Annotated in this window: 11 protein-coding genes and 1 tRNA gene; 8 read left to right on the top strand and 4 right to left on the bottom strand. The window is 62.6% G+C overall.

Features of this window, described 5'->3' with window-relative positions; genetic code table 11:
- Positions 1 to 51 precede the first annotated feature (51 nt).
- The 4 genes from QQL28_RS36995 to QQL28_RS36980 all read left to right on the top strand — a co-directional run bounded on the left by QQL28_RS36995 (position 52) and on the right by QQL28_RS36980 (position 5,587).
- Positions 52 to 1,005, top strand: a complete 954-nt coding sequence (locus QQL28_RS36995) for a dihydrodipicolinate synthase family protein (RefSeq protein WP_284273652.1) — start codon at positions 52 to 54, stop codon at positions 1,003 to 1,005.
- A gap of 4 nt (positions 1,006 to 1,009) precedes the next feature.
- Positions 1,010 to 1,810 (top strand): NUDIX hydrolase, encoded by an 801-nt coding sequence (locus tag QQL28_RS36990; RefSeq protein ID WP_284273651.1) that lies wholly within the window; start codon positions 1,010 to 1,012, stop codon positions 1,808 to 1,810.
- Between the two features lie 82 nt (positions 1,811 to 1,892).
- A complete protein-coding gene (locus QQL28_RS36985) occupies positions 1,893 to 2,807 on the top strand; it encodes a DMT family transporter (protein WP_284273650.1) in 915 nt (304 codons plus the stop codon).
- Positions 2,808 to 2,899: 92 nt separating this feature from the next.
- Entirely contained in the window at positions 2,900 to 5,587 is a 2,688-nt protein-coding gene (locus QQL28_RS36980) for a PAS domain-containing protein (RefSeq protein ID WP_284273649.1), read from the top strand.
- A 135-nt stretch (positions 5,588 to 5,722) separates the two neighbouring features.
- Here QQL28_RS36980 and QQL28_RS36975 read toward each other — a convergent pair whose 3' ends face one another.
- Positions 5,723 to 6,073 (bottom strand): GrlR family regulatory protein, encoded by a 351-nt coding sequence (locus QQL28_RS36975; protein ID WP_284273648.1) that lies wholly within the window; start codon positions 6,071 to 6,073, stop codon positions 5,723 to 5,725.
- Between the two features lie 247 nt (positions 6,074 to 6,320).
- On the opposite strand from QQL28_RS36975, the gene QQL28_RS36970 reads away from it, so the two are divergent.
- Positions 6,321 to 6,839, top strand: a complete 519-nt coding sequence (locus QQL28_RS36970; protein WP_284273647.1) for a hypothetical protein — start codon at positions 6,321 to 6,323, stop codon at positions 6,837 to 6,839.
- A gap of 69 nt (positions 6,840 to 6,908) precedes the next feature.
- Here QQL28_RS36970 and QQL28_RS36965 read toward each other — a convergent pair whose 3' ends face one another.
- Entirely contained in the window at positions 6,909 to 7,292 is a 384-nt protein-coding gene (locus QQL28_RS36965; RefSeq protein ID WP_284273646.1) for a VOC family protein, read from the bottom strand.
- Positions 7,293 to 7,524: 232 nt separating this feature from the next.
- Between QQL28_RS36965 and QQL28_RS36960 the strand changes: the two genes are divergently transcribed.
- The 3 genes from QQL28_RS36960 to QQL28_RS36950 all read left to right on the top strand — a co-directional run bounded on the left by QQL28_RS36960 (position 7,525) and on the right by QQL28_RS36950 (position 8,947).
- On the top strand, positions 7,525 to 8,070 hold the full coding sequence (locus QQL28_RS36960) for a hypothetical protein (protein WP_284273645.1): 546 nt from the start codon (positions 7,525 to 7,527) through the stop codon (positions 8,068 to 8,070).
- 160 nt (positions 8,071 to 8,230) lie between these two features.
- The gene (locus QQL28_RS36955; protein ID WP_284273644.1) at positions 8,231 to 8,737 is read left to right on the top strand and encodes a hypothetical protein; all 507 of its coding nucleotides are present in this window, start codon (positions 8,231 to 8,233) and stop codon (positions 8,735 to 8,737) included.
- A gap of 133 nt (positions 8,738 to 8,870) precedes the next feature.
- Positions 8,871 to 8,947, top strand: a tRNA-Arg gene (locus QQL28_RS36950).
- 306 nt (positions 8,948 to 9,253) lie between these two features.
- Here QQL28_RS36950 and QQL28_RS36945 read toward each other — a convergent pair.
- Both QQL28_RS36945 and QQL28_RS36940 read right to left on the bottom strand, forming a co-directional pair.
- Positions 9,254 to 9,466 (bottom strand): hypothetical protein, encoded by a 213-nt coding sequence (locus QQL28_RS36945; RefSeq protein ID WP_284273643.1) that lies wholly within the window; start codon positions 9,464 to 9,466, stop codon positions 9,254 to 9,256.
- 1,600 nt (positions 9,467 to 11,066) lie between these two features.
- Positions 11,067 to 12,188, bottom strand: a complete 1,122-nt coding sequence (locus tag QQL28_RS36940; protein WP_284273642.1) for an ion channel — start codon at positions 12,186 to 12,188, stop codon at positions 11,067 to 11,069.
- Positions 12,189 to 12,463: the final 275 nt, after the last annotated feature.

Genomic DNA, 12,463 nt, shown 5'->3' with positions numbered 1-12,463 from the left:
GTTCGGTCCTGCGGACCGCCCCGGAATGACTGATGAGAGGATAAAGGACGAATGAAACTCACCGCCGAAGCCAAGGGCACCTTCGCGATCGCGCCGACGCCGTTCCATGATGACGGCCGGATCGACGAGCGCTCGATCGACCGCCTGACCGATTTCTACGCGGAGGTCGGCTGCGAGGGCGTGACGGTACTCGGCATCCTCGGCGAGGCGCCGAAGCTCGATGCCGCGGAAGCCGAGCAGGTGGCGGTCCGCTTCGTCAAGCGCGCGAAGACAATGCAGGTGATCGTCGGCGTCTCCGCGCCGGGTTTTGCCACGATGCGTTCGCTGGCGCGTGCCTCGATGGACGCAGGCGCCGCCGGCGTGATGATCGCGCCGCCGCCAAGCTTGCGCACCGATGATCAAATCATCGGCTATTTCAAGCAGGCGGCCGAAGCGATCGGCCCCGACGTGCCGTGGGTGCTTCAGGATTATCCGCTCACGCTCTCCGTGGTGTTCACGCCCGCGGTGATCCGCAAGATCGTCATGGACAATCCGAACTGTGTGATGCTCAAGCACGAGGACTGGCCGGGACTCGAAAAGATCTCGACCCTGCGCAATTTCCAGAAGGACGGCTCGCTGCGCCCGCTCTCGATCCTCTGCGGCAATGGCGGCATGTTCCTCGACTTCGAAATGGAGCGCGGCGCCGACGGCGCGATGACCGGCTATGCCTTCCCCGAGCTGTTGATCGATGTCGTTCGCCTGTCGAAGGACGGCAAGCGCGATGCCGCGCACGATCTGTTCGATGCCCATCTGCCTCTCATGCGCTACGAGCAGCAGCCCGGCGTCGGCCTCACGGTGCGCAAATACGTGCTCCAGAAGCGTGGCATCATCGCCTCCAGCGCGCAGCGCAAGCCCGGCGCGACCATCACGCCGGCAGCGAAGGCCGAGGTCGAGTATCTGCTGTCGCGCGTGGCCCGCGTCGACAAGCGCGCCAATCTCCAGCCGCAATCGAGCGCGGCGGGTTAACGCGATGGCCGAGATCGCCGCCACGCGTCCCGCTTCGACCATCCTCCTGCTGCGCGACAGCGCAGCAGCGAAGGAGATCGAGGTCTTCATGATGGTGCGTCACCATCAGATCGAGTTCAACTCGGGCGCGCTGGTGTTTCCCGGGGGCAGCGTCGATGCCGGCGACAAGGAAATCATCGCGCGGCCTGCGCTTTACGCGGGCGGCGAGGGGCTCTCCGAATCCGATCTCGGCTTCAGGATCGCGGCGATCCGCGAGACGTTCGAGGAGAGCGGCATCTTGCTGGCGCGCGAGAAGGGCTCTTCCGCGCCGGTCGACGCCAAACGTGCCGGCGCGATCGCGGATGCCCATCGCATCGCGCTCAACGAGCACAAGATCAGCTTCCTCAGCATCCTCTCCGACAACGGCCTCCAGCTCGCGCTCAACGCGCTGGTACCCTATGCACACTGGATCACGCCGGAGGGCATGCCGAAGCGCTTCGACACCTGGTTCTTCCTCGCCGCGGCGCCGCCCGACCAACTCGGCGCCCATGACGGAAGGGAGTCGACGGACTCGATCTGGATCTCCCCGCGCGAAGCCGTGGCGGGTGGTGAAAGCGGCCGCTTCAAGCTGCCGTTTCCGACCACGCGCAACCTGATCCGGCTTGCCAAGCAGCCGACCGTGACGTCCGCTCTCGACCATGCCCGCGGCATGTCCATCGTCACGGTGATGCCGGTGATGAGCAAGACTGAAACGGGTCGCCAGCTCCGCATCCCCCGCGAGGCCGGCTATGACGGCGAGGTGTTCGAGGTCGGCGCCCTCGGCTGACACACTTCGATACGGAGCGAAGTATTATCGGCTGCGTGCGCGGTAGGTTGCGTCTTGCTCATAGCGAGACGGAACGCGCGCCATGGACGGCTCACATCGGGAATCGTCGATCACCTTCGAGCTCGCATTGCTGCTCCTGCTTGCGACGCTCTGGGGCGGCTCCTACACCTTCATCAAGCTCGGCGTCGCCACCATTGCGCCGATCACGCTGATCGCGGCGCGCACGGCGATCGCGGGCACGCTGCTGTTGATGGTGATGCGCCTGCGCGGCATCGCCATGCCGGCTGATCTTGCGACCTGGCGCCGCTTCGCGTTTCAGGCCTGCCTCAACAGCGTGGTCCCCTGGACCCTGATCGCCTGGGGCGAGCGATATGTCGATGCGGCGCTCGCCACCATCCTTAACTCGGCCGCACCGATCTTCACCTTCCTGTTCACGGCCCTGGTGACCCGGCACGAAGCCACCACGGCGCGAAAACTGCTCGGCGTCATCGCCGGCATGGCCGGGATCTGCCTGATTGTCGGCGCCGATGCATTCCATGACATCGGCCGCGGCCTCGCCGCCGAAGCTGCGATCGTCGCGGCGACGCTCTGCTATGCCTGCGCGGCGATCTTCAGCCGCGGCTTCAGGGGGCTCGATCCGATGGCGCCCGCAGCGGGCTCGCTGCTCGCGGGCGCCGCGGTCCTGATCCCGGCCTCGCTTGCCATCGAGCAGCCCTGGACGCTGTCGCCCTCGGCCAGTTCCGTCCTGGCACTGCTGGCGCTCGCCGTGTTCTCGACCGCGGCGGCCTTCGTGATCTATTTCCGCCTGATCCAGACCCTCGGCTCGGTCGGCACCACCGCACAGGCCTATCTGCGCGTGCCGATCGGCGTCGCTATCAGCGTGGCGTTCCTCGGCGAGAGCCTGAGCCGGACGGCATGGATCGGGCTCGTCTCGGTCGTCATCGGCGTCGCCGCCATGACCATCCCGGGAAGCGCCGCGCGGATGGCTAAAGTATAGTAAAGACCAGGCCGCCCGGCCGGTCGAGGCATGTTCCCCCGGGGGTGGAATACGTCGTATATTGGGGCCGTATGGAGTCCGGTCCTGACCAAATGCCTGCCGAACTGACGCCGAATTCGCACCCGAAGCGAGCGTTTTCGCTTTCTATCGGTCAACTGACGTTCGGCAGCTTCATCCTGGTGCTGGCCGTGATCATCGTCACCTCGACTGCGAGCGTGATCGCGATCCGCCACATCGGTTCGACCTTCGCCGAGCTGCAGCGCCTGCAAAGCGTGGGCGACCTCGCCGAGGATATCGACCGTCGCATGAACGACTTGCGGCTCACCGCGCGCGACTTCGTCACCGATCCCGGCGCCGGCATCCAGTTCAAGCAGGTTGGCGAAGCCGCCTCGACGCTGAGCGACATCCTGAAGAAGACCCGCATCGAGCTTGCGCCCGAGCAGCAGGACATGATCGACGGGGTCACCGAGCGGCTTGCGACCTATCGCAGTGGCCTCGACCGGATCTCGACCATAATTGACCGTCGCGCCCAGCTGCTGGCCGGCCTGCCGCCGCTGCGCGACCAGTTCGACGCCGCCGTCGCCGCAACCGCGGACCGGGAACTCGCCTCGCGCCTGTCCGAAGCCCAGAGCCATATCGCGCTGGGGCTGCTCGCGCGCAATCCGTCCGCTGCCGAGCAGGCGGCGCAGAGCATGCGGACGCTGACCATCGCCGATGCCAGGCTGAAATCGGCGGTCGACGATTATGCCGAAGCCATCATCGCGGTCGCGGTCCGTGAGCGTCAGATCGCCGATATCGATCGCGAGGTGCTGGGCACCGAGGGACGCCTGATCGGGCGCGTCACCGAGCTGCTGCGCGAGGTCAGCGCGCGGCGCGGGCATGTGCTGTCGCGCGATTTCGCCCGGACGCTGGCGGAAGCGAGGTGGCAGAGCATCGTGCTCGGCACCATGGGCGTGCTGATCGGCATCATCGCTGCCGGGTTCGTGGTGCGACGGACGGTGCGTCCGCTGGCCCAGATTGCGCGATCCATTCGCGCTCTTGCGGCGGGCGAGAAGAACACGTCCATCCCGTCCGCCGATCTCGACAACGAGATCGGCGACATCGCGCGCGCAGCGGAGGTGTTCCGCCGCGCCCTCGAGGAGGCCGACACCGCGCGCGAAGCGGCGGTCCGCGCGCTCACCGAGCAGCGCCTCGCGGAAGAAAGCTATCGCAAGCTGTTCGAGGGCTCGGTCGACGGCATTTACGTCACCACGCCGGCCGGCGATCTCCTCAACGCCAATCCGGCGCTGGCGCGGATGATGGGCTATGACAGCCCGCAACACCTCATCGACAGCATCAACGACATCGCCCATACCATCTACGTCCATCCCGAGGCGCGCGCGGAGTATCAGCGGCTGATGGAGCGAGACGGCATCGTGCGCGAGTTCGAGTACCAGGTGCGCCAGCGCAGCGGCGATATCCTGTGGCTCTCCGACAGCGCAACCGGGGTGCGGGGTGAAGACGGCAAGATCATCCGCTACGAAGGCACGCTGCGCGACATCACCGACCAGAAGCGCGCGGAAGACGCCATCGCCGAAGGCCGGCGGCTGTTGCAGCAGGTCATCGACACCGTGCCGGCCGTCATCAACGTGAAGGACCGCGACCTCCGCTACGTGCTGATGAACCGCTATATGGCCGGCATCTTCGACATCGAGCCCGGTGACGCGCTTGGTCGCACCACGGCCGACCTGATGTCGCGCTATGGCGCGGCCAAGACCGACGAGAACGACAAGCGGGTGCTGAAGTTCCGCAAGGGTCTCGGATTCTACGAGGAGGAGTACCAGGACGCCTCCGGCAACATGCGGCAGTGGCTGGTCAACAAGCTACCGCTGCTCGATGCCGATGGCGAGATCGAGCGGATCGTCACCGTGGCGCTCGACATCGGCGAGCGCAAGCGCGGCGAACAGGAGATGCGCAAAGCGAAGGAGGCCGCCGAAACTGCGCTGCGCAATCTGCGCGAGACCCAGGCCTCGCTGATCGAGGCGGAGAAGCTGGCGGCGCTCGGGCGGCTGGTTGCCGGCGTCGCGCACGAGGTCAACAATCCCGTCGGCATCAGCCTGACGGTGGCGTCCGCGCTGGAGCGCAAGACGGCGGTGTTCTCGGCCGATGTCGAGCGCGGCGAGCTGCGCCGCTCGAAGCTCAACGACTACCTCAACACCAGCCGCGATGCATCTTCTCAGCTCGTCGCCAATCTCAATCGTGCGGCCGAGCTGATCCAGTCGTTCAAGCAGGTCGCGGCCGACCGCAACTATTCGGACCAGCGCACCTTTGATCTCGCCGATCTCACCGAGCAGGTGGTGCTGAGCTTGCGGCCCGGCCTGCGCAAGCACAACCTGACGCTCAACGTCGAGTGTCAGCCCAACCTGATCATGAACAGCTATCCCGGCCCGTACGGGCAGGTGCTGACCAACCTGTTCCTCAACTCCGTCGCGCACGCCTTCCCGGACGGGCGGCCCGGGCTGATCGATATCCAGGTGCGCGAATCCGGCAAGGACAATGTCGAGATCATCTTCTCCGACAACGGCTGTGGCATGTCGCTCGACGTCCGCCGCCGCGCCTTCGATCCGTTCTTCACGACGCGGCGCGACCAGGGCGGCACCGGGCTTGGCCTGCACATCGTCTACAGCATCGTCACCAACCGGCTGGGCGGGCGGCTCGATCTCGACTCCGAGCCCGGCGGCGGCACACGCATCCAGATGATCCTGCCGCGCGTTGCGCCGCTGGAACAGGCCGCGGAATAGCGCGCATCTAAAGCACGATGAGATTGGGATGAATCGTCATCGCGCTTTAGCTTGTTGTTTGAGCATGATCTCCGCGCAAACGCGTTCCGCGTTTGTCGCGAGGGAAAACCGCTTCGCACTTTTCCGGATCATGCTCTAATCAATGTCTGCGAGCTTGCGCAGGGTGGCGCCAAAGATCTGGCTCGCCTTGCCGACGAGCGCGGTTCCCGTCATCTCCGCGCGCGTATCGGTGAAGGTGCCGCTGACGCCGACGCCGACGGGTGCCGGACCGCCGAACAGGGGATTGTCGTCGCCGCGTGGGGAAGTGTGCCGCTGCACCAGCACCTCGCCCTTGAAGGCGTTGTCCTTCACCGTGTAGCTGCCAGTGTAAAAGAGGTAGGCATCGCCGCCGAGAATCTGGCCGTCGCGAAACAGGATCACGCCGCTGCCTTTGCCGACGCGTCCATCGAGCAGCGTCACGTGGATCGAATAAAGACCGTTCTTCATGACGTCCCGTGGCCGGCTGCCTTCGCCCTCAGCACGCCGATGTTGTGTTTATGCCAAAGCGCCATCGCTCGTGCAACGCGGCAGTTCACCCGCTGGCCGCGCGGCGAGCCGTAGTTGTCCTGGCTTGCGCATGACAAGGGTATGACGGCCTCATAATGCAGCGAGGCCCTGTGAAGCGAATCAAGTTGGCCCGCGAAATGCATAAACCCTAGTTGCACCGGCCGCGGGGTGCTGGAGCAAGACGAACGTGACCAACTGGATCAATTCCGGCGGCGATGAGCCGCGTCTATGCAGTGCGCGTGTAGACAATGTCAGTTGTGAAGCAAGCCTTTGTAAGACAAGTCATGGGCAGATCGGCCGTTCGACGCGCTGGAGACGCGCGGCGAAACTCGGTTGTGCCATACTCCTGGTGGTGCTTGCGGTCCCCTTCGGGCACGCACGCGACCGCGGCCAATTCGTCAACACCAATGCCGAATTGAAGGCGTGGTTTGACGGCTTGCGCAGCGGCAAGGGGCCGTGTTGCTCCGATGCCGACGGGTCGGCGATCTCGGATTCCGATTGGGAAAGCAAGGACGGGCACTACCGTGTCCGCGTGCCGCGCTATGGCTTCATGATCAACGGCCAGCAGCAGGAGCTGGTGTGGGTCGATGTCCCGGAAGAGGCCGTGATTTCGGAACCGAACCGGGTCGGGCGCACCATGGTATGGCCGATCTACGGCTACATGGGTGTCACGATCCGCTGCTTCATGCCGGGCAGCATGACATGAGAATGTCCAATCCGGCGTAGCTCGGTGGTGCCGCGCCGGATGGATCGGACGATGCGGCACGTCGCAGCCTCAGGCGTATTTCTTGTCGCGCTCGAGCAGCTCGACCGAAATACCTTCCGGGCCGCGGATGAAGCAGACGCGAACACCGGGCCGGATCGTGGTTGGTTCGCGCGTGAACTCAACGCCTTTCGCCTTCATCTCGGCGGCGACGGCGTCGATGTCCTTCACCGTGACGCCGAAATGGTCGAGGCCCTGATGGGGATGAGGCGGGGGCGGGTTCATGGGCTTGCCGGGCTCAAGCGGTGCGATGAAGATGTTGGCGCCGCCGAGCTTGACGTCGATGCGTGCCGGGCCGCGCACGATTTCGCCACCCAGCACGTCCCGCAGCCAAGCCGCCGTCGCCTCCGGGTCGGGGCTGCGCAGATGGACATGGTCCCAGGTGACTACCGGCATTTCATTCCTCCCGTCGAGCTTTGCGGCGTTGCGGTCATGTTAGCGATCCCCTCGGTCGATCGCCACTTGCGTATTCCTGTTACCCGAGATTCGGCTGCCTACGGGAACCCAAATCTGCCTCGCGGGTTGAAGGGGCGGCCCGGCGCAGCGCCGCAGAACGGCCGTATCGGCGCGTTAGGGCGGAAGACGGTACGCGCGAGACGCGCGTCGTCGCATTTTGGGTGACGCATCCATGCTCGCAGGGCTCTATCGCGTCGATCTCAATAGTCTCGTCAAGCTCGGTACGTTGCTGAGACCGGCTTTCTCAGTCAAGCGAAGAAGCCCATTGTGGCTTGCGGCAGTGGTCCTGGTCGGCGCCAGCGCCTGGGGGCTGATGTCCGCTTCCGAAGGCAATGAGAGCGACGGGATCGAGTTGGCAACCGTCCAGCCTGAGCCTGCGCAGTCTGTGCCACCCGAAGCCGCAGCGACCCAGGCATCCGTGCCAGCCGAACTCGATCGCTTGCACATTTCGTCGCAATCCTGGCGCCGTGGCGGGCTAGGATCGCGGGCGCTGGTCACCTTCACTGTGCGAAATGACAACGACTATGCCGTGAAGGACGTCGAGATCCTCTGCGCCTTCGCCCGCCGTGACGGCAGCCACCTAACCGATCGCAGGCGCGTGCTTGCCGAAGCCGTGAGCATGAAAAGCCGCAAGACGTTTGCGCATGTGCCAATCGGCTTCGTTAACGTAAACGCCAGTCAGGCCAAGTGCTCGCTCGCCGCAGCGCGACGTGTCTAAAGGACCATTGTCGCGCTGGCGGAAAAGTTACCGTCATGCCGCCGATCACGAAAAAAGTTCGCGTTGACGTTGAACCGGGCGGGCTCCACAGGAACCAATTAAAGGATCGCCAGTTGAGGCGAAGGGCCCGTGCGCTGCTGTGCGGGTGGAGCGCTGCCAGATGCCCATCCTTCGGTATTTCATGTATGTCGGCGGCGCGCTGCTCGCGCTGCTGTTCGCTGTGAACCTTGGGCTGCCCGAAGCGCCGGTCGCCCAGAACATCGTGACATCGAGCAATGAAGCGCCGCTGATCCGGATTCGTTCGGATCGCAAGCTGCCGGAACGTGTGGTGCTCGATACCAGCCAGGCGACGATTGCGCCGCCCGCACCGGCAAAGACGGCGGGCGTTGCCACGCAACCGCCTGCGCAGCCGAACGCGTCCCCGGCACTCGGTGATATGTCGGCCAAGGCGCGGGTCCGCGAAAGCTTCGCCCAGTTCACCCCAACGGAACCGAAGGGCGATGCGGCGTCGGTCAAGAAGCCGGTCCAGCCAAAGCGCAAGGTCGCCAGGCGGTCTCCGCCACCGTACTATTACGGGCAACCGACCTATTTTGGCCAGCCGACGTTCGGTGGGCCGGTGCGGATGGCTCAGCAGCCCCATTTCGGCCTCTTCAACACGACGTGGTGAGCGTCCCTGTACCTGCCCGGATCGGGCAGGTAGGGCTTTTGCTCGTTAAACCTCTCTGCTAATCCCATTGCATCCGAACAGCCGGGCGCCCCAGCCTGACGAAACTCGGAACTGGCCCGGTCCCGGGCAGGATGCGCTCGTAGCTCAGCTGGATAGAGCATCGGATTTCGATTCCGAGGGTCGGGAGTTCGAATCTCTCCGAGCGCGCCAGTTATCAGACTGATGCCCAAGCACTTTTGGCAGCCTCCCGGTTCTCATTCTGAACGCCGTCAGATGCCGCATTCTGGATAGATGTCGCCGTTTCGTTCGCAAGGCGATGCGCGTAACGCTTCCTGGTCGCCGATTGCATGCACTTGGTCGTTTTCTTGGCGTAGCCTTCGTAGGCCTTCTGGGGCTAGTGAGCGGACAGGGCGCGGCCTTGACCATCCGTTAGCTCTGCCTCCTCCAGCTCTGTCATCCCACCATGCCGGCAGGCGTCTAAAGCGCGATGAGATTAGGATGAATCGTCATCGCGCTTCAGGTTGTTGTTTGCGCATGATCTTTTCGGAAAACCGCTTCACACTCTTCCGGATCATGCCTTAACGTGAAGTGCGGCGGCACACCGTCGATCTTCTTACTAAGCCGCGCCACGGCATGGTTAAGAGAGCTGTAGATCCACGGGACGGCCACCCCCTCGTTGCGCTTCTCCTTTTTGGACTTCTTGCCAACCTCCCGCAGGATCATCGGCACGCCGAGCGCTCAGCTTCTCGACATGGACCTATCCGTCGTGGTTTCGGTGCACGTCGAGTTCCAGCCCGGGAGTTGGCCGAACTTTGGAACCGCTCGCAGGGGCGCTCTCCAAGCGCACAATACAAGGCGCATTCGCTTACCTGCGCCTACCCCAGAAATATTCACAGAGTTTGAATGAAAAGCGTTAGCAAATTCAATGCCATGAGACGGTTTGCAGCATTGGCCGCATTTGTGAGAGAAATGTGGTTCATGGGGCTTACGTTCGGGCTCCGTCGCCGCGGCGACATAGGCGAGAACCGGAGCGGATAATGGCCGATTGGGCAGCCTATTGTGCCAGCCTGCTAGCAGAAAGAAAAAGCAACGTGGTGGCCATACGGGCCGAGGCGATATGATCCTAAGCACTCACGCAATTGTCGGCGGCGCCATCGCTAGTCTGTTCCCGTCGCACCCAGTCCTCGTTGCGGTTGCGGCCTTCGCAAGCCACTTTGCGATCGATGCGATCCCGCATTGGGATTATCCACTTCGAGCGATCAGATCAAAGCCCGGCGCCAACAATCGCCGTCTGCTAGCCGACCCGAAGCTTTTCCTCGATTTAGCTCTTATCGGCTGCGATGCTTGCGCGGGTCTATTAATAGCAATTTGGCTTTTCGCGACGCCGGCAACGATTGGAGTGATCGCGCTCGGCGCCCTCGCTGGGATGACGCCAGACCCCCTACAGGTCGTGCACAGGTTGCTTCCGAAGCAGCCCCTGACGACATTGCAACGATTTCATAGATGGGCCCACACGAAGCGGAGGCTTAGGTGGCCGCTCGGCATCAGCTCGCAAGCACTCTTTGCCGCAACCGTATCCTGGATAGTTTTGACCGTCCGGTGAGGTGGCAACATGATGCAGATGAGGGTCTGAGTGAAGTCCGAGACAAAGTCTAGGATGGCGCTACTACAAGACCGTAGCGCGTCGCGATCCGAGCGACCGCAGGGGGGATGCTTCACCGCCTCAGCCTCCAGCCGTATTCTTGGTGTGGAATCGTGGCGGTGATGTCGGCGTCCGCGTCGGCCGAAAGTCGCCAGGCTGCCACTCCGACGAATAAGGTCAGGGTCAGCGCGGTGGCAAGCAAAAGCACTGAGACAAGCTGGCTCACGCGGGTACACCCAGAAATGTAAAGCCTTTAGGCAAGAGCGAGCACGGATTGCCGATTCGGAAAATGCAGAGGCGCTGACCTAAAGCTAGATTTCCCCAGCCTGATCGGAAGTCGAGCGCAAGGGGCGTTCAGTGCGACCCCAAAAGATCGCCATGACCAGCAGAGATTCTCTGGCGAATGCTTCGTGTAAGAAAGGACTTCGTGTCCGGTTCCAAGCGGCTGGCGTGTTACAAAGTAGTGCCATCGAGGAGCCTATGGTGAGTATCGAAAGCACAGAAGACAAGTTGCCGAATAGAGACCGAGTTGCAGTTCTTCTCGCGGAATACAATTCGCTCCGAACCGAGTCGCAGCATCGTGTGACACTCGTTATTCAGTCCGCTACCATTTGAGCCGTCGACTTTTCGCGGCTCAGCGGGGCCTATCCGTAGAGCACCGACCGGCAAATCAACGACGTGTCTGGATCATACGCGCCTTTGCATTCGCTGGCTCACGATGCCAGAAATGACGAGCCCGAAAGCGAGCATGGTAAACACTATCCCGACCATAATTTCCCCGATCGTTGCGATGCGCGCTGTCGGCGATAGTGGCGCGATGTCGCCAAATCCCGTCGTCGTGAGCGTCGTCAGGCTGAGGTAACTCGCGCTCCCGAAATCGAGTCGATGCTCGGCGCTTCTTGCGAAGGTGAAGGCGTTCGCGTCGGGCCGATCAATAAGAAGGTAAAGATAGGCGAAGCCCTCGACAAAAAGCGCGTAGGCCAACAGGACAAGCTGGATCGCGCGCTTGAGCAATATCGACCGCGCGTCGCGCCCGCCCAGCATCTGGTTAGTCGCCACCGTGAGCGCGCCGAACGCGATTGAGATGAGCATGACAGCGCTGATCCCAGCGTATATCTGCATAATCTTGCCGTCGGCCGTATTTCGCGCGATTAGAATTTCGTACGTCACCGGCACAGCGAGCGCGATAATTGCCATACCGATGACCAACGTGCCCGTGGCAAAGGGTAAATCCCTGCCACTATTGGTGGATTTGCTGCTTTCAAACTTCCGCTGCGCAAGTTCGATCACCAAGTTCACTAGGGCAGGAAGCCCGATGAAACCGATCGTCACGACATTCGAAAGTTCCGCCACGAGCGCCCAGCGCGATCGGCTTGTGCACGCGTAGATATCTCCGTAACCGACCGTGGCAAAGGAGATAACGGTGAAATAGATGGAATCGATAATGCCGAATTGTTTCGGATCGATCGGATCCGCGCCAGAGCAGAAGGGAAAGTGTGCGTCCTCTGCGGTCCGCGCAAGAAAGACGTAGAAGTAGGACCACATAGCGATCAGAAGGAAGAAATAGACGGCGAGGGCTATAGCGGGCACCGCGAAATTGGCGGGCGGGTGTTTCTTTATATTTTCGAACCACAGCAAGAAAATCCGGATGGCCAGCCAAACCAGCAGACCCGAGCCGATAGCCGCAACAAATGAAAGTAAGGTGGTCGCAGGCGATGGAGTCACGAGCCAATAAAAGAACCCACTAGAAAGCAGCCACCCCACATTCATGCCGGTAGACTTCAGCAGTGCTCTCGTTGGGTCGTCCATCTAGTGTCTCCTCTAGGTTTGATGACGGGCCTAAAGGTGTGCTTGCTCACGCTAGTATCGATCAAGGGGAGGCTGCCGGCGCACTCTGATTGCCGACACCCTTGCGGTGAGAGCTTCCTGCTGTGCATTAACGCCCGTCACGCAAGTCATTGCACCGGCTATGACGCTTGGTGCCAGACCACGCATTTAGATGCTCGCACCGATGATCGCTTATCCTTTCGCAACCAGAGAACGAGCGCAAGGGGGAGGGCGAGTTGCAGAACGAGCCACTCGTG

The organism is Bradyrhizobium iriomotense (assembly GCF_030160715.1).
Taxonomy (GTDB): domain Bacteria; phylum Pseudomonadota; class Alphaproteobacteria; order Rhizobiales; family Xanthobacteraceae; genus Bradyrhizobium; species Bradyrhizobium iriomotense.
The sequence above is the reverse complement of the archived record's forward strand: the minus strand, read 5'-3'. Positions and strand labels throughout refer to the sequence as shown.

What these genes read in the sequence shown, in the direction of transcription:
- QQL28_RS36995 (WP_284273652.1), top strand. Translation starts at nt 52, where the DNA reads ATGAAACTCACCGCCGAAGCCAAGGGCACCTTCGCGATCGCGCCGACG.
- QQL28_RS36980 (WP_284273649.1), top strand. Translation starts at nt 2,900, where the DNA reads ATGCCTGCCGAACTGACGCCGAATTCGCACCCGAAGCGAGCGTTTTCG.
- QQL28_RS36955 (WP_284273644.1), top strand. Translation starts at nt 8,231, where the DNA reads ATGCCCATCCTTCGGTATTTCATGTATGTCGGCGGCGCGCTGCTCGCG.
- QQL28_RS36985 (WP_284273650.1), top strand. Translation starts at nt 1,893, where the DNA reads ATGGACGGCTCACATCGGGAATCGTCGATCACCTTCGAGCTCGCATTG.
- QQL28_RS36960 (WP_284273645.1), top strand. Translation starts at nt 7,525, where the DNA reads ATGCTCGCAGGGCTCTATCGCGTCGATCTCAATAGTCTCGTCAAGCTC.
- QQL28_RS36975 (WP_284273648.1), bottom strand. Translation starts at nt 6,073, where the DNA reads ATGAAGAACGGTCTTTATTCGATCCACGTGACGCTGCTCGATGGACGC.
- QQL28_RS36990 (WP_284273651.1), top strand. Translation starts at nt 1,010, where the DNA reads ATGGCCGAGATCGCCGCCACGCGTCCCGCTTCGACCATCCTCCTGCTG.
- QQL28_RS36965 (WP_284273646.1), bottom strand. Translation starts at nt 7,292, where the DNA reads ATGCCGGTAGTCACCTGGGACCATGTCCATCTGCGCAGCCCCGACCCG.
- QQL28_RS36940 (WP_284273642.1), bottom strand. Translation starts at nt 12,188, where the DNA reads ATGGACGACCCAACGAGAGCACTGCTGAAGTCTACCGGCATGAATGTG.